Raw genomic sequence first — 19,148 nt, 5'->3', positions numbered from 1 at the left:
AGGCGGCTGTGTGGGATTGCCACTATAGGCGGCGGATCTGCGGGTGGTGCCACGGCCACCGTGGCTTGTTGCCGCATTTAAAGCAAAAACTGTGCATGGCGCTTGCTGCAATTGCGTGAGTAGCTATCAAATCAGTAGTAATGTCCTGTTGCGCGGCTGCGGTTGGGGCCACAATACGCGCCTTGGCCTTTTCGGCCCCGCCCGCTGTCCCTCGCCCTTTTTGCCGGCCGCCACTGCGCGCTGCGCCACCCACCGTGAATTCGCCCGTCGTCACCTCGCTGCTTCCCGTCATCCTGTTCATCGCCCTGGGCTTCTATGCGGGGCGGCGCGGCTGGATACGTGCCGAGGCGGTCAAGGACCTGGCCAATCTGGTCTTCATGGTGCTGACGCCGGCGCTGCTGTTTCGCACCATGAGTTCGGTGCACATCGAGGACCTGGACTTCGGCCCCATCGCTATCTACTTCGCGGCGGCGATGCTCGTCTTTGCCGCCACCATGGCCGTGCTGGGGTTCTCCAGCCTGGCGGCTGCTCGCGCGCTGGCCAACACCTTCAGCAACACCATCATGATCGGCGTGCCGCTAGTCTCCCTGGTATTTGGCGAGGCCGGTCTGGTGACGCTGTTCACCCTGATCTCGGTGCATGCGCTCATCCTGCTGACGGCCGCCACCGTGGTGTTCGAGCTGGCCTCGGCGCGCGAACACGCGGGCCGTGCCGGCGGCACGCAGCAGGCCATGTGGCGCACGGTGCTGCAAGCGGTGCGCAACGGCATCGTGCACCCGGTGCCGCTGCCCATCATCGCGGGCCTGCTGTTCGCCCAGACGGGCCTGGTCATCCCGGCCGTGGTGGACAAGCCCATGCTGCTGCTCGGCCAGGCGCTGGGACCCATCTCGCTGCTGCTGGTGGGCGTGACGCTGGCGTTCACCAAGGTGGGCCACCATTTCAAGGCGGCCCTGCGCATCGCGGTGGTCAAGTGCGTGGTGCACCCGCTGGTGCTGGTGGCTCTGGCCTGGGCGCTGGGCCTGTCGGGCATGCCGCTGGCCGTGATGATCGTGGCGGCCTCGCTGCCGGTGGGGGCCAACGTGTTCCTGTTCGCCCAGCGCTACCAGGTGGCCGAGGACGAGGTAACGGCCAGCGTGGCGGTGTCCACGGCGCTGGCCCTCATCACCATGCCGGCGGTGATCCTCGGGGTGACGAAGTTCTTCGCGGTGTAGGCCACGGGGCCGGCGCGATTCGCCTTGTGTCGAGCAGGGCCTGGCACCAGTTTTGGCCAGGCGGCGAGCACCTCGGCCTCGCTCATGGCGTGGGTGACGACGGACGGCTTGGCTTGGGCTTGCAAGGAGGAAGTGGCAACGTCGACGTCGACGTCGCCAGCGGCCCCTGCCAGGCGGTTGATCTTCATGGAAGTTCAATGGTTGTAGTTTGTGAACGCCGGCCGCGAAGTCAGCAGTTCCCATTGAACCGGGCAGGGGTGAATTCAGCGTGATGCGCGCATGAACCGCTGCGAAGCGGGACATGAACGGAAGATGAACACGGGCCCGGTACCCCTGTGCGCGCCGGGGCAGGGTTGTGCAGGCCCGAGCTCAGGGAGCGAGCCGCTCCTTGATCCATTCGCCCTGGTCCAGCCGGTAGCGCAGGCGGTCGTGCAGGCGGCTCTTGCGGCCTTGCCAGAACTCCCACTGATCGGGCTTGAGCCGAAAGCCGCCCCAGTGCGGCGGGCGCGGCGGCATGAGCAGGAACTGCGCGCCGTACTTGGCCGCGTTGGCCACCAGCAGGCTTCGGCCCGGGATGACCTGACTTTGCGGACTGGCCCAGGCACCGATGCGTGAGTCGAGCGGGCGGCTGTGAAAGTACGCGTCGCTTTCCTCGTCGCTCACCTTCTCCACCGAGCCCTCGATGCGCACCACGCGCTCGAGTTCTACCCAGTGGAACTGCAGCGCGGCAAACGGGTTGCCCGCGATCTGGCGACCCTTGCGGCTGTCGTAGTTGGTGAACCAGACGATGCCGCGCTCGTCGTAGCCCTTGATCAGCACGATCCGCGTGCTGGGGCGCAGGTCGCCTCCCACGGTGGCCAGCGTCATGGCGTTGGGCTCGGGGATCTCGGCCTTGATGGCCTCTTGCAGCCACTGATCGAACTGCTGCAGCGGCGCGGCATGCGACGCGTCTTCGTTGAGTTCTGCGCGCTCGTAGCTCTTGCGCAGGTCGGCGATGGAGTGCGTGGTCATGGCGCCGATTGTGCATCGGTACACGATGAGCATTCTTGCGCGAGCGCAGCGGCCCGGGCATCCCGACAGGCCTTCCGGTTGTTGTCGAATTGCTATTCGCTTATATTGTCGCGACCATGAAACCCAAGGACGACGAAAAGCAGCGTGCCATTGCGCAGGCCACCTTCGACCTGGTGGCCCGCACGGGCCTGAGCGGGTTGACCCTGGCCGAGATCGCGCGGGCAGCGGGCGTTGCCACCAGCACGCTCTACGTGTACTACCCCTCCAAGGACGAGCTGATCAGCCAGCTCTACCAGGATGCCAAGACCGAGACGGCCGCGCGCCTCATGGATGGCGTGCTGCCCGACATGCCTTACCGCGCGCGGGTGCGCCGCAGTTGGTGCAACCTGCTGCGCCACCGGCTGGATCAGTATGCAGAGGTGGTGTTCCAGGAACAGTACTACAACTCGCAGTGGTTCACCGACGGCAACCGCGAGTTCTCCACGCGGCTGATGGCCGGCTTCTTTGCGCTGATGGCCGAGGGGCAGCGCCAGGAAATCCTGAAGGACGTGCCCGTGCCGCTGCTCACGGCCAGCTTTGTCGGCTCGGTGCGCGAGACCGCCAGCCTGATCCGCTCGGCGACCTTGCCCGATGAAGACGCCGTGCACCAGATGGCTTTCGGCCTGTGCTGGGACGCGATCAAGGCGTGAACCCGCCGAGCGCTCCCGTCCGCTGAAGCCACACCCGCCAGCAGACATTGGATTTTTCGGTTTTAATCGAATAATTATTCTCTTAAAAAAGAAAAGAGCGGCCAGCCGAGCCGCAGACAGCCCCTGATGGCGCCGCCTTTTTTTGCCGGCGCCGACCTTCAACTCCAGGAGTTCCCACGATGCCCAACCTGAACATCAATGGCAAAGACACGGCCGTAGACGCCGACGAATCCACGCCCATCCTCTGGGCCCTGCGCGACACGCTGGGCATGACCGGCACCAAGTTTGGCTGCGGCCAGGCCTTGTGCGGGGCCTGCACCGTGCATCTGAACGGCGCGCCCATCCGCTCCTGCATCACCCCGATCTCGGCGGCGGCCGGCCAGAAGATCACCACCATCGAGTCCGTCACCGCCAGCGACAAGGTGGGCAAGGCTGTGCACGCGGCCTGGGTCAAGCACGACGTGGCGCAGTGCGGCTACTGCCAGAGCGGTCAGATCATGAGCGCCACGGCGCTGCTCAAGGGCAAGAAGAAGCCCAGCGATGCCGATATCGACGCCGCCATGGCGGGCAATGTCTGCCGCTGCGGCACCTATGTGCGCATCCGCGCCGCCATCCACGACGCCGCCAAGTCGCTGGCCTGATCGACCCACGTAAGGAGAACACCATGCATTTCGACCCCCAAGTGGTGGCGGCCGCCCGCAGCGGCATGCCAAAAGGCCTTCTCGCCCTTATGGATCAAGCGTCAGGCGCTATGGATTCAGAAGCAAACGATGGCGCAGGAGGCTTGGCGCGCCGCACCTTCCTCAAGGTCACGGCAGCTTCGGGCTTCGCGCTGGGCGCGTTCCCGCTGGCGGCGACGGCGCAGGGCGCCGGTGGCGCCGCCGCACCGGCCGGCGGCCTCAAGCCGTTCGAGCAACCATCCGCGTTCGTGCGCATCGACGCCGATGGCACGGTCACCGTCACCATCAACCGTCTGGACTTTGGCCAGGGCGTGCAGACCGGCCTGCCCATGATCCTGGCCGAGGAACTTGACGCCGACTGGACCAAGGTGCGCAGCGTGCACGGCGACGCCAACCCGGCCTATGTGGACCCTGCCTTCGGAATGCACATCACCGGCGGCTCAGGCTCCATCAAGAACTCGTACACCCAGTACCGTGAACTGGGCGCGCGCACCCGGGCCATGCTGGTCGGTGCCGCCGCCGTGCAGTGGGGCGTGGACGCATCGACGCTGCGCACCAGCAACGGCTTTGTGGTCGGCCCCGGCGGCAAGAAGCTGGGCTATGGCGAACTGGCCGATGCGGCAATGAAGCAGCCCGTGCCCGAGAAGGTGGTGCTCAAGGACGCGAAGCAGTTCCGCATCATCGGCAAGCCCACGGGCCGCCTGGACGCCAAGGCCAAGGCCAGCGGCCAGCAGAACTACGGCATCGACGTGCGCCTGCCCGGCATGCTCACGGCCGTGGTGGCGCGTCCGCCCGTGTTCGGCGCCAAGCTCAAGTCGCTGGACGACTCTGCCGCCAAGGCCGTGAAGGGCGTGAAGGCCGTGTTGCGCGTGCCCACCGACCGGGGCGGCGAAGGCGTGGCCGTGGTGGCCGACGGCTACTGGGCCGCCAAGCAAGGCCGCGATGCGCTCAAGGCCGAGTGGGACAACAGTGGCTTGCAGCCCACCGATTCGGCCCGGCAACTGGCGCAGTACCGGGAGCTGGCCGCAAAGCCCGGTCTGGTGGCGATGCAGGCCGACACGGCGCAGCTGGCCGGCGCACCGCACAAGATCAGCGCGGAGTTCGTGTTTCCGTACCTCGCGCATGCGCCCATGGAGCCGTTGAACTGCACCGTGAAACTCGACGGCGACAAGGCCGAGCTCTGGATGGGCACGCAAATGCCGGGCCTGGACGCGATGGCTGCTGCCAAGACACTGGGCCTGCAGCCGCAGAACGTGAAGGTGCACACCCAGATGGCCGGTGGCGGCTTTGGCCGCCGCGCCATCCCCACCAGCGACTACGTGGTGGAGGCCTGCGGCGTGGCCAGGGCAGCGCGCACGGCGGGCATCACCGCCCCGGTGCGCACGCTCTGGAGCCGCGAGGATGACATCAAGGGCGGCTACTACCGGCCGCTGCACGTGCACCGCGCCGAGATCGGCTTCGACGCGCAGGGCAAGATCCTGGCGTGGGACCACACCATCGTTGGCCAGTCCATCACCAAGGGGTCGCCGTTCGAGGCCTTCATGATCAAGAACGGTATCGACGCCACCGCCGTCGAAGGCATGAAGGAGCCTTACGACGTGCCCATGAAGCTGTCGGTGCACCATCCGGACGTCAATGTGCCCGTGCTGTGGTGGCGCAGCGTGGGATCCACCCATACGGCCTACGCCATGGAAACGCTGATCGACGAGGTGGCCCGCACCACGAAGCAGGACCCGGTGGCCTACCGCCTTGCGCTCATGGGCGACAAGCACCCGCGCCACAAGGCGGCGCTTCAGCTGGCGGTAGCGCAGTCGGGCTACGGCAAGAAGAAGCTCGCCCCCGGCCTTGCCTGGGGCGTGGCAGTGCACGAGTCCTTCCAGTCGGTGGTGGCCTATGTGGTGGAGGCGTCGGTCAAGGACGGCACGCCCAAGCTGCACAGAGTGACGGCGGGCGTGCACTGCAACCTGGTGGTCAACCCCAGGAGCGTGGAAGCGCAGGTGCAGGGCGGGGCGTTGATGGGCCTGTCGATGTGCCTGCCGGGCGCCGCCATCACCCTCAAGGATGGCGTGGTGGAGCAGAGCAATTTCGGCGACTTCGCGGTGCCCCGCATCACTGACATGCCCCAGGTGGCCGTGCACATCGTGCCCAGCGCAGAGCCGCCCACGGGCATGGGCGAGCCGGGGTTGCCGCCGCTGGCGCCCGCGTTTGCGAATGCGATCGCGCAAATCACGGGGAAGACTCCGCGCGAGCTGCCGTTCAAGTTGGCTTGATGGACCAAGCGCCGGGCAGGAACAGTCCGGCGCTGATTCTTCATCCATTCCGTCGCGACAGATGGCGCCCAGCGGACTGCCGCTGTGGCCCTGGATGTCTCAAGGTGCGGTGGGCAGCCCACATCACACGTTGCGCGCTTGAAGAAGGTACGAGTGAATCATCGCCACGAGTTCCCGCTTCAACGCCGGCGATTTCAATGCGCCCCTGCGGGCCGCGCTGTGGATCACACCTTCGACGGCGGCCGAAAGCACCTGCACCATCACCGCGGCGGCGGCCTCATCAGCCGGGCCCCATGCTGCCACTATCGCGCGATAGCGCTCCAGGTACTCGGACTCGAACGCACGATGGGCTGACCTTGCACCAGTGTCGCCCGGGACCTCGTCAAGCAGCACCCTGTGAAGCGCGGGGTGAATGCTGTGCGCCGCGATCATGCCGTGAACGAGGTCATCGAGCACGTCCTTCAGCGGCTGTCCGCCTTGTCCAAGCTTACGCATCACGGCAAGCACTTCATCGAGGTGCCGGTTCCGGATGGCGTCGGTCAACGCCAGCTTGTCGGGGAAGTACTGGTAAAGGGAGCCGATGCTGACGCCAGCGACCTGGGCGACCTCGTTGGTCGTGAAGCCCGCCCAGCCCCGGTCGCCCAGAACGCGAGCCCCGGCGCGGACGATGACCTCCACTGTGGCGCGCGAACGCGCCTGACGCGGCTCTTTGCGCATCGATGGCCGTGCAGCTGGAATGCGAGTAGACACACTCACCCGTTCTTGTGAATATATGTACATGCTACTCACATTTCTCGAACGGGAAAGGACACTCAGAGCATGAGCACCCTGTCTTTGCTGCGCACCCTCTTCAGCTACCGTGCCTGGGCCAACGCGGAGTTTCTGGAAAAGATGGAAGGCTTCGACCCCGAGCTGCACGCCCAGGATCGGCGAGACGCCTTGCGATTGATCAACCACAACCTTGTTGTCGATCGGATATTCGCTGCGCATCTGGTTGGCGTCGCGCATGAATTTGTGGAAGACAACCTGGCGGACGTACCCTCGCTCGAGGATTTGCGCGCGGCGGTGGCGGCGTCTGACGAGTGGTACCTGAACTACCTGGACACTGCGACGCCTGAGCAGTTGTCCGAGTCGGTGCCCTTTGTATTCACGGATGGAGACACAGGGTGCATGTCGCGCGAGGAAATTTTGACTCACCTTGTCATCCACAGCGGCTACCACCGCGGTGAAGTCGGGCGCATCATGTCGCGGCTTTCCATCAGCATGCCGTGGGATACCTTCGCCGTGTACCTGCACCAGGCAGAACCGTCGCGTCGGGGCAGGCCGTAGCCGCCGTTGCCGTAGCATCGGGCGATATGCCTGCCGAGCCCTCCAGCACCCATTCCTTTGCCCCCGCCCAGCCGGGCCTGCCCGTGGTGCTGGTCCTGGCCTCCGGTCGGGGAGCGCGGTTTGCGGCCTCGGGGGGGCAGGTGCACAAGCTGCGCGCTCTACTGGCCGGCGTGCCGGTGTTGGAGCACACGCTGGCCGCCGTGCGCGCCAGCGGGCTGCCCTGCCATGTGGAGGATGCCGGCCACCCGGGCATGGGGGATTCGATTGCGGCCGCCGTGCGAGCCACTGCCGGCGCGGCCGGCTGGCTCGTGCTGCCTGGCGATCTGCCGCTGGTCCGCCCGGACACGTTGCGAACCATGGCACTGGCCGCCCGGCACAGCGCGGTGGCCATTCCATGGTTTCAGGGAGAGCGTGGGCACCCCGTGGGGTTCGGCGCGCAGTGCCTGCAGGATCTGCTGAGCCTGTCGGGCGAACAGGGCGCGGCCAGCGTGGTGCGCAAGTTCGCGCAGCAAGGCGGGGTGCAGGACTTGCAGGTTCAGGACGAAGGCACGGTGACGGACATCGACACGGTGCAGGACCTGGCGCGTGCCGAGCGCATCCTGGCCGAGCGAAAAGGCCCCTGACTCCCCAAAAGACAAACCCGCCGGCCAGGTCTGGTGGGCGGGTTGCTGCGGGCCCTGGATCGGGGCCAAGGCTCGAGGGGGCAGTTGCGGGCTTACCTGGCCGCGATCACGGCGCAGGCCAGGCGCGGGCCGGCGTTGCCCGTGGGCTGGGTTTTGTAGTCGTCGGGGTCGCGGTGCACGATCAGGCCCTTGCCCACGATGTCGTTGGCCGTGCTGCCCACGCGGATGGTGCGCGACTCGAAGCTGAAGGTGGCCACGCCGTTGGCGTCCGCCTTGAGGCTGGGCAGGTCGCCCGTGTGGTGCTCGCCCGCGCCGTGGTGGCCGTGCGACTTGCCGCCGGGGTTGAAGTGGCCGCCGGTGCTCATGCCGTCGCCGCTGGAGCAGTCGCCCTTTTCATGGATGTGGAAACCATGCTCTGCACCGGCCTTGAGGCCTCGCACCTCGCCCGACACCTTCACCACGTCGCCCGCCTGGACGAACTTCACCGTGCCTGCCGCCGTGTTGCCACGGGTGGGCTCCAGCGTCGCGGTGGCGCCGGGGCCGGTGGATGGCGAGGCGCAACCCACCAGAGCGGCAACCGCCGCGGCAGACAAAACGCTGGCAAGACGAACATTCTTCATAAGTCAGACTCCTGTGCACGTTGAAAGACAGCGGGATTGTGCAGGCCGGTACGTCCGCCCCGCCGCACGGTCCACGCCTCGGTGTTACAGAGTGTGCGCTATGTCTCTTTTTGGGCCAAAGCGATCAGCTTGGCCAGGGCGCGGTCATGGATACCATGCCTGCGCAACTCGTCATAGGTGGCCTGGGCGTAGTCGCGCGTGGTGCCGAAGCGTCCGCAGGCCTGCTGGAAGATGCGGCAGTACTCGTCGTCAGCCAGCTCGCCGGTGTGGTTTGGACTCTTGCGGGACAGGGTGAAGGCCAGCGCCTTCACCGTGCCCTGGGGCGTGCGGCAGGGCAGCCAGCGTGGGTCGTACACGGCGGTGACCATCTCGCGCTGCCACAGGTTGATGAGCACCTGCCGCGCATGTGCCTGGTCCACCCGGAACACCATGCCCCGGCAACTCCCACCGGACAGCATGCCGAACACCAGTCCCGGGCACTCGGGCGTGCCCCGGTTGATGCGGCTCCACATCTTGAGCGCGCGATGCCATCCGTGCACCGTGGCGGGGCGGCGCTCGGTGTATTCGAAGTCGGGCCGCCAGATCAAGGAGCCATAGCCGAACACCCACAGGTCGTCGTGGCCACCCCATTCGTCCAGCGCGCGCTCCAGCATGGGGGCCGGGTCACGAAGGGGCGCGGGAAGATTCGTCATGGGAGCACTCTACAATTGAAGGCTTTGTTGCTGCCCGCCTAGGGCTTGCGCTGCAGGGCGCACGGTGGACAGCGTGCACAGGTCTGACCATTTTTCAACACAACGACTGCGGGAGTTCTCATGTCCAGTTCCGACGACGATAGCCAACAACGTTTTGCCTTGGGTTTCCTGTTTGCGCTGATCGCGCTGGTCATCTCTGCCGTGGTCGGCACCGTGGTGGTCAAGCGCGTGGGCGCTTCGGGCGCCGCCAAGCCCGTCGCTGTGGCAGCGACGTCCGCCCCAGCCGCTGTTGCAAGCAACGCGCCAGCGGCCCCGGCCGCTGACGACGCCGCGAGCGTACGGGTCGACAACGGCGTGGTGAAGTTCTACTTTGCCACCGCCAAGGCCGACCTGGCCGCCGGCGCCAACGAGGCGCTGGCCGACGTGGTCAAGGGCGTGGCCGAAGGCAAGAAAGCCGTCGTGTCGGGCTTCCACGACGCCACGGGCGACGCAGCGCAGAACGCAGAGCTGGCCAAGCAGCGCGCCTTTGCCGTGCGCGATGCCCTCAAGGGCCTGGGTGTGCCCGAAGACAAGATCGAGCTCAAGAAGCCCGAAGAAACGACGGCCAGTGGCAGCAACGCCGAAGCCCGCCGCGTGGAAGTGGCGCTGGGCGCGCAGTAAGCTGCCCCGGCGTATCGGCCACCCAGCAAAAAGCCCGGCATTGCCGGGCTTTTTTGTGGGTGCGTCACGGGCAATCAGTGTGAGAACCAATTTGGCCGTACCGCATGACTGACAAGCGCTGATAGCTATTAAATCAGTAGCAAAACGCCAGAGTGAGGATACTTTGAGACTACCGCAGTCCGCCGCCGGCGGAGCCTTCGGCCCGCTGGATGAGTTCAATCTTGTACCCGTCCGGATCCGTCACAAAGGCAATGACGGTGGTCCCGCCCTTGACTGGCCCGGCCTCGCGCGTCACGTTGCCGCCGGCCGCCTTGATCTTCTCGCAAGCGGCATACGCGTCGGGCACGCCCAGGGCAATGTGGCCGTAGGCCGTTCCCAGGTCGTAGCTTTCGGTGCCCCAGTTGTAGGTCAGCTCGATCTCGGCCTGGCCGGGGTTGCCCCCGTCGAAGCCCAGGAAGGCGAGCGAGTACTTGTACTCGGGGTTCTCGGACTGGCGTAGCAGTTGCATGCCGAGCACCTGGGTGTAGAAGTCAATCGAGCGTTGAAGGTTGCCAACGCGCAGCATCGTGTGGAGGAATCTCATGCCTTCGATTGTGCAGGCAGATCGAAGACCAGGCAGGTGGTGGTGGCGTGGGCGTACAGGGTGCCGTCCGGGCCGACCAGGCGCGCCTCGGCCGTGGCCAGTTGCCGGCCACAGTGGATCACGCGGCCTTCGGCCCGCACGCGCTGCACCTTGGGCGTGAGGGCCTTGACCAGGTTCACGCCGAGCTCAGCGGTGGTGTAGCCCCGGCCGGGCTGCATGCGGGTGTGAACGGCACAACCCAGAGCCGAGTCCAGCAGTGTGGCAAACCAGCCGCCGTGCACGGTGCCCATGGGGTTCAGGTGCGCAGGGCCGGGCGTGCCCTGGAAGATGGCCAGGCCTTCGCCGACCTCCACCAGCTGGAAGTCCAGCGTGCGGGCGATGGGCGGGTAGGGCAGCTCTCCACGCAGCATGGCCTGCATCATCTGCAAACCGTTCAAGCCCGCGACCTGGTCGGGTCGCGAGACACCGGGGCCCACGCCGGCCTCAAGCCGGGCGGCGATCTCGCGCTCTTGAGCGAGCCATTGTTCAAGCTGGTTGTTGTGCGTCATGCGATACCTTGGAAGGGAGTGGGGGTGTAGTCCGGAGGAATAACTTGCATATGCAATTATTGCAGATACAATTTATAGCATGCTAGCTGAAATCACTTCACCCACCGCTGTCGCCACAGTGCAGCCCCAGGGTTGCACCAACTTCAAGTTGCGCCAGTTGATGCGGCGCGTGGCGCAGCACTACGACACGGAGATGGCCCGGTGTGGCCTGAAGACCACGCAGTACTCGCTGCTGTCGCACGTGCTCAAACTGGGACCCATCCGCCCGGGCGACCTGGCGGCGGAGATGAAGATGGACGCCTCCACACTCACACGCAACCTGCGCCCGCTGGTCGATGCCGGCTGGGTCACGCTGGAGGCCGGTGCCGATGCGCGCAGCCGCCTGGTGCACATCACCGATGCAGGGCGCGACAAGCGGGCCGAGGCCCAGCGCCACTGGAAGGCCGCGCAACTGGCGCTCAACGAGACGCTGGGGGTAGGGCGCGTGAACGCGCTGCACGCCCTGGTCGACGATTCATTGGCCCTGCTGGCCACAACGCAGGGGGCCGGCGATGACGAATGAAACACGCCTCCCCAAACCCGCTGACGCCGCACGGCCCCGGACGTCTGCAGTGCCGTTGTCCCTGTGGCTGGTGCTGCTGGCCGCGGCGGGCGCCTTCGCGCTGACCATGGGCACGCGCCAGACCATGGGCCTGTTTCTGTCGGCGCTCAACACTTCCACCGCCTTGGGCATCGGCAGCATCAGCCTGGCGTTCGCCTTCGGCCAGCTCTGGTGGGGCCTGACCCAGCCTTTCGCCGGCGCGGTGGCCGACCGCATCGGCACCGGCCGCGTGATCCTGCTGGGCGTGGTGCTGGTGGCAGTGGGCACGTTCATCACGCCGTACATGACCACGACCGCAGGCCTCATCTTCGCCATCGGGGTGCTGGCGGCGGGCGGGGCCGGGATGGCAGGTCCTTCGGTGCTGATGGCGGCCACTGCGCGTCTGGTGCCGGCGCACAAGCGCGGGCTGGCCAGCGGCATCGTCAACGCGGGTGGCTCGTTCGGCCAGTTCATCATGGCACCCATCGCCATCAGCCTGACCGCCGCGCTGGGCTGGGCCAGCGCCATGCAGTGGCTGGGCGTGTTGGTGCTGCTGGCGTTGCCGGCGGTGTGGGTGCTCAAGGGCAATTCGAAGGCGCTCGCGGCGCAGGCCGCTGCCGCATCGGGCCAGAAGGCGCTGACCGCCCGCGAGGCCGTGGCCCAGGCGCTGGCCACGCCCAGCTACCGCTACCTGGCGCTCGGGTTCCTGGTGTGCGGCTTCCATGTGGCCTTTCTGGCCACGCACCTGCCCGGCGTGATCGCCGCCTGCGGGCTGCCCCCCGAAGTGGGCGGCTGGGCGCTGGCCGTGATCGGGCTGTTCAACATCGTCGGAAGCCTGGCCATGGGCTGGGCCGTGGGGCGCTGGCGCATGAAGTCGCTGCTGGCCCTGCTGTATGCCACGCGCGGCATCGCGGTGCTGGTCTTCCTGTTTGCGCCCAAGACCCCGGCCGTGGTCATGGTGTTCGCGGCGGTGATGGGCGTGACTTTTCTCTCCACCGTGCCGCCCACGGCAGGCCTGGTGGCCAAGATGTTCGGCACGGCCAACATGGCGATGCTCTTTGGCGTGGTGATGCTGTCGCACCAGATCGGCGGCTTTCTGGGCGCATACCTGGGCGGCAGCGTGTTCCAGGCCACGGGCAGCTATGACTGGGTCTGGTACATCGACATCGCGCTGGCGGCCGGCGCCGCGCTGGTGAACCTGCCGATCCGCGAGGCGCCGCTGGTGCGCAATACCGCCCCTGCGGCGGCTTGAACCGACAACTTTTCTCCCCCCAACGAAAGCAATCTGCCATGACTTCCCCCCTGGCGGCAGCCGCCGCATTGCTGGCACAGCGAGGCCCCCTGTACCTGGACGATATCGCCGTGGGCGACCGCTATGCCAGCGGCGAACATGCGATGGACGAAGCCCAGATCAAGGACTTCGCCGCGCAGTTCGACCCGCAGCCCTTTCACCTGGACGACGCGGCAGGCCGTTCCACGCTGTTTGGCGGCTTGGCCGCGAGTGGCTGGCACACGGCGGCCATCACCATGCGCCTGCAGGTGACGACGGGCCTGCCCATCGCCGGCGGCATCATCGGCGCGGGGGCCGAGATCAGCTGGCCCCGGCCCACCCGCGCGAGCGACGTGCTGCATGTGGTGAGCGAGGTCCTGGACATTCAGCCTTCCAAATCCAAACCCGACCGGGGCATGGTCACGGTGCGCAGCGAGACGCGCAACCAGCATGGCGAGGTACTGCAGCTGTCGACCGTGCGCATCGTCGTGCCGCGCCGCCCTGGCGCGACGGCTGAAGCGTCAAACGCGGGGGCCGCTTCATGAGCGCCGCACCGGCCGCGCCCGCCACGGCGGCGCTGGATCCGCGCACCCGGTTGCTGCTGGAAGCACCTATCGCCCCCACCTTGCTGCGCCTGGCCATGCCCAACGTGCTGGTCATGCTGGCGCAGGCGGGCGTGGGTTTGATAGAGACCTACTTCGTGGGAAAGCTGGGCACCGACGCGCTGGCGGGAATGGCGCTGGTGTTTCCGGTGGTCATGCTGATGCAGATGACGTCGGCGGGCGCGATGGGCGGTGGCATCGCTTCGGCGATCGCACGTGCGCTGGGAGCGCGCCGGCGCCAGGATGCCGATGCGCTGGTCTTGCACGCGCTGGCCATCGCGGCGGTGTTTGCGCTGGTCTTCACCGTGGGCGTGGTGGGAGGAGGGCGCTGGCTCTACACCCGCATGGGCGGCTCGGGCGGGGCGCTGGAGGCCGCGCTGGTGTACTCCAACTGGGTGTTCGCGGGCGCCGTGCTGGTCTGGCTGTTCAACACGCTCTCGGCCGTGATACGCGGCACGGGCAACATGGCGGTGCCGGCGTATGTGACGGTGCTGGGCGCGGTCGTGCTGGTGCCGCTGTCGCCGTTGCTCATCTTCGGCTGGGGGCCGCTGCAGGGCCTGGGCATCGCGGGCGGGGCGCTGGCGCTGATGGCGTATTACGCGGTGGGCAGCGCGGTGCTCGCGGCCTACCTGTGGTCGCCACGCAGCCTGCTGCGCCCATCGCTGGCCCATATCCGCTTTCGCTGGGTCTTGTTCAAGGACATCCTGCGCGTGGGTCTGGTGGGCACGGTCTCCACGGTGGCGACCAACCTGGCGATCGGTGTGACGACGGCGCTGGTGGGCGGCTTTGGCACGGCAGCCATCGCAGGCTATGGCACGGCTTCGCGGCTGGAATACCTGCTGGTGCCGCTGGTGTTCGGCCTGGGCGCGCCCCTGGTGGCCATGGTGGGCACCTGCATCGGCGCCGGCCAGCGCGAACGTGCCCTGCGTGCCACCTGGATAGGCGCGGCCATGGCTTTTGCCATGGCCGAGGCCATCGGCTTGTGGGCGGCCGCGTACCCCAGCGCCTGGCTGCGCCTGTTCAACAGCGACCCGGCGATGCTGGAAGCCGGTGCGCTGTATCTGCGCACGGTCGGCCCGGTGTACGGCTTCTTCGGTCTGGGGCTGGTGCTGTACTTTGCATCCCAGGGGGCCGGGCGCCTGTTGTGGCCCGTGATCGGCAACATCGCGCGCTTGCTGGTCGCCGTGACCGGCGGTTGGCTGGCGCTGCGCTGGGGCGGCGGCTTGACCGCCGTCTTTGCGGCGCAGGGCGCGGCGCTGGTGCTGTACGGACTGATCAACGCCTGGGCGATCGCGGGCGGTGCCTGGTTCGGCCGTGTGGGCTGGCCGCGCAGCATGTCCGGGCTGCTGCGGCGCGTCGCACAGGCGTGATTCTTGAATGAAAATGACTGCTGGTGCTTGATAGACAGGCGCCGGCAGCTATCAAAACAATAGTGCGTCTTGCCTGCGGGACCTGCCGGGCTACACCGGCACGGTGTAGTTCAGCGTCATGCGTCCGCCGTCCACCGTGACGATTTCTCCGGTGACATAGCTGGCCGCGTCGCTGGCCAGCCAGGCCACCACATCGGCGATCTCGGACGGCTTGCCCAGGCGTTTCATGGGTGTGCGGCTCATGATCCTGCTCTTGGCCTCGTCGCTCGTGAGCACGGCCTTGGCGGCCAGTTCGGTCGCGATGGTGCCGGGCGCCACGGCATTCACGCGGATATTCCTGTCGGCCAGCGCGAGGGCCATGACGCGGGTGAGCTGGTTCACGCCGCCCTTGCTCACGTTGTAGCTCGATATGCTGGGAATGGCCAGGACGCCGTTGACCGAGCTCATGTTGACGATGGCGCCGCCGCCGGATGCCACCATGGCGCGCGCCACGGCCTGGCCCACAAGGAACGAACCCTTGAGGTTGACCCGCAGCACGGCATCGAAGTCCGCCTCCGTCACGTCCAGGAAGTCTGCGGCCCTGAAAATGCCGGCATTGTTGACCAGCACATCGACACGTCCGTAGGCGGCCAGGGTCTGCGCCACCAGCGCGTCCACCTGGGCCTTGTCGCCCACATCGCAACGCACATACAGCGCGCCGAGCTCCTGCGCCAGCGCCTGGCCACGGGCGTCGTCGACATCCACGATCACCGGCTTGGCGCCCTCTGCGGCGAAGCGGCGCACGCAGGCTTCGCCGATGCCTTGCGCGCCGCCGGTGACGATGCAGACACGGCCCTGGTGGCCGAAGTGGACGGGGGACGGGGTGGCGGGGGAAACGGGTAGTGGGGTTGTCATGGGGGGGATGGTAGCCGCACGTCGTGGGGGGCCGGGCCTGGACGATGCGTGCACCAGGTTGGCAAAGACGGCCAGTAAAACCGAATAACATGAGACCACCAACTCCCAACGTGCCTTGCCTGTGAACATCCATCAAGCTGACATACAACTGGCGGCAGCCAAGCACCTGCGATGGATGCCGGGCAGCATCGTCATCACGGGCAACGAGATCATGGTGGAGGGGTGGGCGCTGTCCGTCTGGGATGCGCAGGACCAGATGCGTTTCTTGATCAATGGGTCAGACTTCGCCCATGTCGAATGGCCACTTGAATCGCACGATCTCCTGGTTCCGTTCGGCGACATTCCAGGCGCTGCCGCATCCCGCTTTCGTTGCAGGCACACGGGACAAGCGCAGCGGGACCTTTTTGTGGATGGCTTTGCACGCCTGAGCATCACCGGGAGGTTTGGCGAACACCGCTTGTCCTACCGCACTGCCTGGTACGTTGCCGATCCTGCCCGGGAGTTGCCGGCTCCGTCGCCCGCCCAGATCCAGCGTGTCATTGGGACCCCCGACCTTCAGTCCTTCCTGTTTGGCGGCGCGACCATCGTCAAGCGTTTCGAACAACTGCTGCTCGACAGGTTTGACCGTACGCTGGCCAGCTTCCAGTCCATCCTGGACTGGGGTTGCGGCGCCGGGCGTTTGACCCGCTACCTCACGCAGCTGTCTCCCAAGGTGACGGGCATCGACATCGACGCGGACAATATCGCCAGTTGTGCACGCACTCTGCCCGGCGCGCGCTTCCTGCGGGTGGATCTGATGCCCCCGACGGAACTGCCGGCGGGGTCGTTCGACCTCGTGGTCGGACTGTCGGTGCTCACGCACCTGGATGAGCAGGTCCAGGATGCATGGCTGGCGGAACTCCAGCGCCTGACCTGTCCACAAGCCATTCTCCTGCTGTCCGTGCAGGGCCTGGCGCAGATGTCGCTGTACCGCGCGCCGCCCGAGCTGCACTTGCAGGCCCATCGCGAGGGCATCCTCGACGTCGGGTCCAACAGCCAGCTGGAGGAGGTCATCGAGGACCGTTCGTACTACCGCAACGTGATGCACTCGCACGACTACATCCTGACCCGGTGGGCCCGGTGGTTCGATGTGCTGGACATCATCGAGGGCACGGCCGGCAACCAGGACGTGGTGGTGCTTCGGCGGCGTGCCGATTGAGGGAGGCAAGGCCCATGCATCCCAGCGCGATACGCAACGGACAGCTTTTTTTTGATACTTACCTGCAGCCCGGCGCACAGGTGCTGGTGGTGGATATCGGCGCCCAGGACATCAACGGCTCGCTGCGGCAGTTCGCACCCCCAGGGGCGCGTTATCTGGGGCTGGACTTCCAAGCGGGCCAGGGCGTGGACCAGGTGCTGGACGATCCCTACGTGCTGCCCCTTGAGGAAGGCTCGGTCGACGTGGTGGTGAGCAGTTCCTGCTTCGAGCACGTCGAAATGTTCTGGCTGATGTTCAATGAGGTGCTGCGCGTTCTCAAGCCCCATGGACTGTTCTACCTGAACGTCCCGTCCAATGGCGACTACCACCGTTTTCCGGTGGACTGCTGGCGGTTCTATCCCGATGCGGGAGAGGCCCTGGCGCACTGGTCGCACCGCTCGGGCCACAGGGCTGTGCTGCTGGAGTCGTTCACCACCTACCAGCACCTGGATATCTGGAACGACTTCGTGGCCGTGTTCGTCAAGGACGAGGCCTGCGTCGCAAGGCATTCAGCCCGCATGCAGGATCGTCTCGAACACTGCATGAATGCGCGGCGATACGGCGTGCCCGGCCTGCGGAACCCCCAGGCTGCGCCGGAAGATGGCGCCCTGCTGCGAGCCCTCACGGGCCGACCTGCCGCGGCGTTGTGCCAGATGGCCGCGCCTGCAGTCCCTTTGGGCGAACCGACACAGCACCCGCCCGAGGGGGAGCCGTGCAGCGCATGGGCCCGGCCCGCAGCGCCCCGCAACATCACAGGCCCCGAGTCCTGCCACTTCTACCACACGGTGGACCTGCCTGGCTTCGGCCTGCAGCGCGGCGACTGGGACTTCCGCGAGACTGCCTGGCAGTACCTGGGCCATGTGGATGTGGCTGGCAAACAGGTGCTGGAGGTAGGGCCGGCCAACGGCTTCTTCACCCAGACCCTGGAAGCGGCCGGCGCGCGGGTGATCGCCTACGACCTCTCCCCATCAGACCCATGGGATGCCGTGCCCTATGGCGGGGTGTTGGACGATCCCCGCATAGCGGTCCAGCAGCAGCACCTGGACCGGCTCTGCAACGGCTGGTGGCTGGCGCACCGGCTGCATGGCAGCCGGGCGCAGCTCTGCCATGGCTCCGTCTATGACCTGCCGGGAGCGCTTGCGCCGGTCGATGTCGCGATCGTGGGCGCGGTGCTCCTGCATCTGCGGGATCCGTTCCTGGCACTGCAGCGCATTTGCGCGATGGCGCGCGAGACGGTCGTGGTCACCGAGCTGATGCCCTTCGCTGCGCGACCGCCGGACTGGACGGGCCATGAAACCGAAGTTCCAGCCAGCATCCTGGCAGACCGCGACCCTCCATCCATGATCTTCCAGCCCACGGGCTCCGGTGCCGACGCGTTTGGCACCTGGTGGCACATTTCGCCCGCCTGCCTGCGGCAGATGCTGGACGTGCTGGGCTTCGCGCCGGTGAACACCAGCTTTCACATCCAGCGACACATGGGCTGGTACGGCCACGTCCTGTACACCGTGGTGGCCCGGCGCAAGGGCCCGCCCTTTGCCGCCGATTGATTCAGCCTGGCGCCTCTTTCCGCCGCAGATAGCCCCTGGGGTTCCAGGTGACGAGGAAGTGCTCGCGGCTTCGGTCACTCTCGAACCACGGGTTCTCCTGCAGGAAGGCCTCGATGGCCTCGTAGGGGCCTGGTTGGGGGCCCACGTCGAGTCCGTGGTGGCAGACGCTGTCTTCCACGATGAAGTAGCCGCCGGGCTTGACGAGCAGCGCGTACTGGCGAAGGACCTGCAGCGTGTGCTCGAAGGTGTGCGCGCTGTCCTCGATCAGCAGGACCTGTTCATCGGCCGCGATCACCGCCTCCACCCGTTCGTAGCTGGCGCATGCATCGCCTTGCACGAGCGTCACCCGGGGGTGTTCGCGCACCACCGGGGGCACCCATTGGTGCGACAGGTCCACGCCGATGACCCGTCCATGGCCCATGGCGTCGCACAGGTGGGCCAGCGCCAGCAGATGGCCGCCGTGGAAGTTGCCGATCTCCACGATCACGTCGGGCCGGGACGCGAAGATGATCTCCTGGTAAACCCAGGCATCCAGCGGATTCTTCAGGGTCCGGATGCCGAAGTAGGTCGTGTGGTCCATGATGCCCTGCTGAAGAGCGGGCAGCACCTTGCCGAGCGGGGAGTCCAGGCATTCCTCCATGGGCAGGGAGTTCAGCATGGGCCGGCCTCACGGCAGGCATGGCTCAGAGGAGCAGGCATGAGGGGCATGGGAAATTCGCTTTCAGCTTTGAA

21 protein-coding genes are annotated in these 19,148 nt (G+C 66.7%); 13 read left to right on the top strand and 8 right to left on the bottom strand.

What is annotated here, in order from left to right:
• Positions 1 to 254 precede the first annotated feature (254 nt).
• Positions 255 to 1,211, top strand: coding sequence for an AEC family transporter (locus tag KW835_RS04800; RefSeq protein WP_218381169.1), 957 nt, complete (start codon positions 255 to 257; stop codon positions 1,209 to 1,211).
• A 369-nt stretch (positions 1,212 to 1,580) separates the two neighbouring features.
• On the opposite strand, the gene pdxH is transcribed toward KW835_RS04800, so the two are convergent.
• Positions 1,581 to 2,222, bottom strand: a complete 642-nt coding sequence (pdxH, locus tag KW835_RS04795) for a pyridoxamine 5'-phosphate oxidase (protein ID WP_218381168.1) — start codon at positions 2,220 to 2,222, stop codon at positions 1,581 to 1,583.
• A gap of 116 nt (positions 2,223 to 2,338) precedes the next feature.
• Between pdxH and KW835_RS04790 the strand changes: the two genes are divergently transcribed.
• The 3 genes from KW835_RS04790 to KW835_RS04780 all read left to right on the top strand — a co-directional run bounded on the left by KW835_RS04790 (position 2,339) and on the right by KW835_RS04780 (position 5,861).
• Positions 2,339 to 2,911: a TetR/AcrR family transcriptional regulator gene (locus KW835_RS04790; RefSeq protein WP_218381167.1), complete on the top strand. Its 573-nt coding sequence runs from the start codon at positions 2,339 to 2,341 to the stop codon at positions 2,909 to 2,911.
• A gap of 179 nt (positions 2,912 to 3,090) precedes the next feature.
• Positions 3,091 to 3,552: a (2Fe-2S)-binding protein gene (locus KW835_RS04785; RefSeq protein WP_218381166.1), complete on the top strand. Its 462-nt coding sequence runs from the start codon at positions 3,091 to 3,093 to the stop codon at positions 3,550 to 3,552.
• A gap of 110 nt (positions 3,553 to 3,662) precedes the next feature.
• The gene (locus tag KW835_RS04780) at positions 3,663 to 5,861 is read left to right on the top strand and encodes a xanthine dehydrogenase family protein molybdopterin-binding subunit (protein ID WP_255593285.1); all 2,199 of its coding nucleotides are present in this window, start codon (positions 3,663 to 3,665) and stop codon (positions 5,859 to 5,861) included.
• Between the two features lie 123 nt (positions 5,862 to 5,984).
• On the opposite strand, the gene KW835_RS04775 is transcribed toward KW835_RS04780, so the two are convergent.
• Positions 5,985 to 6,578, bottom strand: coding sequence for a TetR/AcrR family transcriptional regulator (locus KW835_RS04775; RefSeq protein ID WP_218381165.1), 594 nt, complete (start codon positions 6,576 to 6,578; stop codon positions 5,985 to 5,987).
• 102 nt (positions 6,579 to 6,680) lie between these two features.
• On the opposite strand from KW835_RS04775, the gene KW835_RS04770 reads away from it, so the two are divergent.
• A complete protein-coding gene (locus tag KW835_RS04770) occupies positions 6,681 to 7,190 on the top strand; it encodes a DinB family protein (RefSeq protein WP_218381164.1) in 510 nt (169 codons plus the stop codon).
• Between the two features lie 26 nt (positions 7,191 to 7,216).
• On the top strand, positions 7,217 to 7,813 hold the full coding sequence (locus KW835_RS04765) for an NTP transferase domain-containing protein (protein ID WP_218381163.1): 597 nt from the start codon (positions 7,217 to 7,219) through the stop codon (positions 7,811 to 7,813).
• 92 nt (positions 7,814 to 7,905) lie between these two features.
• On the opposite strand, the gene KW835_RS04760 is transcribed toward KW835_RS04765, so the two are convergent.
• Positions 7,906 to 8,433 (bottom strand): superoxide dismutase family protein, encoded by a 528-nt coding sequence (locus KW835_RS04760; protein WP_218381162.1) that lies wholly within the window; start codon positions 8,431 to 8,433, stop codon positions 7,906 to 7,908.
• Between the two features lie 98 nt (positions 8,434 to 8,531).
• The gene (locus KW835_RS04755) at positions 8,532 to 9,125 is read right to left on the bottom strand and encodes a gamma-glutamylcyclotransferase (protein ID WP_218381161.1); all 594 of its coding nucleotides are present in this window, start codon (positions 9,123 to 9,125) and stop codon (positions 8,532 to 8,534) included.
• 120 nt (positions 9,126 to 9,245) lie between these two features.
• Here KW835_RS04755 and KW835_RS04750 point away from each other — a divergent pair, with 120 nt between their 5' ends.
• A complete protein-coding gene (locus KW835_RS04750) occupies positions 9,246 to 9,785 on the top strand; it encodes an OmpA family protein (RefSeq protein WP_218381160.1) in 540 nt (179 codons plus the stop codon).
• A 169-nt stretch (positions 9,786 to 9,954) separates the two neighbouring features.
• Here KW835_RS04750 and gloA read toward each other — a convergent pair whose 3' ends face one another.
• Complete coding sequence (gloA, locus tag KW835_RS04745) at positions 9,955 to 10,368, bottom strand: lactoylglutathione lyase (protein WP_218381159.1); 414 nt, start codon at positions 10,366 to 10,368, stop codon at positions 9,955 to 9,957.
• Complete coding sequence (locus KW835_RS04740; protein ID WP_218381158.1) at positions 10,365 to 10,916, bottom strand: PaaI family thioesterase; 552 nt, start codon at positions 10,914 to 10,916, stop codon at positions 10,365 to 10,367. Before KW835_RS04740 ends, gloA begins: the two co-directional genes overlap by 4 nt.
• A gap of 79 nt (positions 10,917 to 10,995) precedes the next feature.
• On the opposite strand from KW835_RS04740, the gene KW835_RS04735 reads away from it, so the two are divergent.
• The 4 genes from KW835_RS04735 to KW835_RS04720 are packed head-to-tail and all read left to right on the top strand — an operon-like array spanning position 10,996 to position 14,738.
• The gene (locus KW835_RS04735; protein WP_218381157.1) at positions 10,996 to 11,478 is read left to right on the top strand and encodes a MarR family winged helix-turn-helix transcriptional regulator; all 483 of its coding nucleotides are present in this window, start codon (positions 10,996 to 10,998) and stop codon (positions 11,476 to 11,478) included.
• Positions 11,468 to 12,748, top strand: coding sequence for an MFS transporter (locus KW835_RS04730; RefSeq protein ID WP_255593284.1), 1,281 nt, complete (start codon positions 11,468 to 11,470; stop codon positions 12,746 to 12,748). Before KW835_RS04735 ends, KW835_RS04730 begins: the two co-directional genes overlap by 11 nt.
• A 38-nt stretch (positions 12,749 to 12,786) precedes the next feature.
• Complete coding sequence (locus KW835_RS04725) at positions 12,787 to 13,311, top strand: MaoC family dehydratase (protein WP_218381155.1); 525 nt, start codon at positions 12,787 to 12,789, stop codon at positions 13,309 to 13,311.
• Positions 13,308 to 14,738: an MATE family efflux transporter gene (locus KW835_RS04720; protein ID WP_218381154.1), complete on the top strand. Its 1,431-nt coding sequence runs from the start codon at positions 13,308 to 13,310 to the stop codon at positions 14,736 to 14,738. The genes KW835_RS04725 and KW835_RS04720 overlap by 4 nt, the downstream gene beginning before the upstream one ends.
• 90 nt (positions 14,739 to 14,828) lie before the next feature.
• Here the strand turns inward: KW835_RS04720 and KW835_RS04715 are convergent, their stop codons facing one another.
• A complete protein-coding gene (locus KW835_RS04715; protein ID WP_218381153.1) occupies positions 14,829 to 15,632 on the bottom strand; it encodes an SDR family NAD(P)-dependent oxidoreductase in 804 nt (267 codons plus the stop codon).
• A 121-nt stretch (positions 15,633 to 15,753) separates the two neighbouring features.
• On the opposite strand from KW835_RS04715, the gene KW835_RS04710 reads away from it, so the two are divergent.
• Together KW835_RS04710 and KW835_RS04705 are read left to right on the top strand one after the other, a co-directional pair.
• Positions 15,754 to 16,830 (top strand): class I SAM-dependent methyltransferase, encoded by a 1,077-nt coding sequence (locus KW835_RS04710; protein WP_218381152.1) that lies wholly within the window; start codon positions 15,754 to 15,756, stop codon positions 16,828 to 16,830.
• Positions 16,831 to 16,844: 14 nt separating this feature from the next.
• Positions 16,845 to 18,416, top strand: a complete 1,572-nt coding sequence (locus tag KW835_RS04705) for a methyltransferase domain-containing protein (protein WP_218381151.1) — start codon at positions 16,845 to 16,847, stop codon at positions 18,414 to 18,416.
• 1 nt (position 18,417) lies between these two features.
• Here the strand turns inward: KW835_RS04705 and KW835_RS04700 are convergent, their stop codons facing one another.
• Positions 18,418 to 19,074, bottom strand: coding sequence for a CmcI family methyltransferase (locus tag KW835_RS04700; RefSeq protein WP_218381150.1), 657 nt, complete (start codon positions 19,072 to 19,074; stop codon positions 18,418 to 18,420).
• Positions 19,075 to 19,148: the final 74 nt, after the last annotated feature.

The organism is Acidovorax sp. sic0104, assembly GCF_019219095.1.
Taxonomy (GTDB): Bacteria; Pseudomonadota; Gammaproteobacteria; order Burkholderiales; family Burkholderiaceae_C; genus Acidovorax.
The sequence above is the reverse complement of the archived record's forward strand: the minus strand, read 5'-3'. Positions and strand labels throughout refer to the sequence as shown.

Coding starts and splice junctions, on each gene's coding strand:
- pdxH (WP_218381168.1), bottom strand. CDS start 2,222: ATGACCACGCACTCCATCGCCGACCTGCGCAAGAGCTACGAGCGCGCA.
- KW835_RS04790 (WP_218381167.1), top strand. CDS start 2,339: ATGAAACCCAAGGACGACGAAAAGCAGCGTGCCATTGCGCAGGCCACC.
- KW835_RS04785 (WP_218381166.1), top strand. CDS start 3,091: ATGCCCAACCTGAACATCAATGGCAAAGACACGGCCGTAGACGCCGAC.
- KW835_RS04780 (WP_255593285.1), top strand. CDS start 3,663: ATGGATTCAGAAGCAAACGATGGCGCAGGAGGCTTGGCGCGCCGCACC.
- KW835_RS04775 (WP_218381165.1), bottom strand. CDS start 6,578: ATGCGCAAAGAGCCGCGTCAGGCGCGTTCGCGCGCCACAGTGGAGGTC.
- KW835_RS04770 (WP_218381164.1), top strand. CDS start 6,681: ATGAGCACCCTGTCTTTGCTGCGCACCCTCTTCAGCTACCGTGCCTGG.
- KW835_RS04765 (WP_218381163.1), top strand. CDS start 7,217: ATGCCTGCCGAGCCCTCCAGCACCCATTCCTTTGCCCCCGCCCAGCCG.
- KW835_RS04760 (WP_218381162.1), bottom strand. CDS start 8,433: ATGAAGAATGTTCGTCTTGCCAGCGTTTTGTCTGCCGCGGCGGTTGCC.
- KW835_RS04755 (WP_218381161.1), bottom strand. CDS start 9,125: ATGACGAATCTTCCCGCGCCCCTTCGTGACCCGGCCCCCATGCTGGAG.
- KW835_RS04750 (WP_218381160.1), top strand. CDS start 9,246: ATGTCCAGTTCCGACGACGATAGCCAACAACGTTTTGCCTTGGGTTTC.
- gloA (WP_218381159.1), bottom strand. CDS start 10,368: ATGAGATTCCTCCACACGATGCTGCGCGTTGGCAACCTTCAACGCTCG.
- KW835_RS04740 (WP_218381158.1), bottom strand. CDS start 10,916: ATGACGCACAACAACCAGCTTGAACAATGGCTCGCTCAAGAGCGCGAG.
- KW835_RS04735 (WP_218381157.1), top strand. CDS start 10,996: ATGCTAGCTGAAATCACTTCACCCACCGCTGTCGCCACAGTGCAGCCC.
- KW835_RS04730 (WP_255593284.1), top strand. CDS start 11,468: ATGACGAATGAAACACGCCTCCCCAAACCCGCTGACGCCGCACGGCCC.
- KW835_RS04725 (WP_218381155.1), top strand. CDS start 12,787: ATGACTTCCCCCCTGGCGGCAGCCGCCGCATTGCTGGCACAGCGAGGC.
- KW835_RS04720 (WP_218381154.1), top strand. CDS start 13,308: ATGAGCGCCGCACCGGCCGCGCCCGCCACGGCGGCGCTGGATCCGCGC.
- KW835_RS04715 (WP_218381153.1), bottom strand. CDS start 15,632: ATGACAACCCCACTACCCGTTTCCCCCGCCACCCCGTCCCCCGTCCAC.
- KW835_RS04705 (WP_218381151.1), top strand. CDS start 16,845: ATGCATCCCAGCGCGATACGCAACGGACAGCTTTTTTTTGATACTTAC.
- KW835_RS04700 (WP_218381150.1), bottom strand. CDS start 19,074: ATGCTGAACTCCCTGCCCATGGAGGAATGCCTGGACTCCCCGCTCGGC.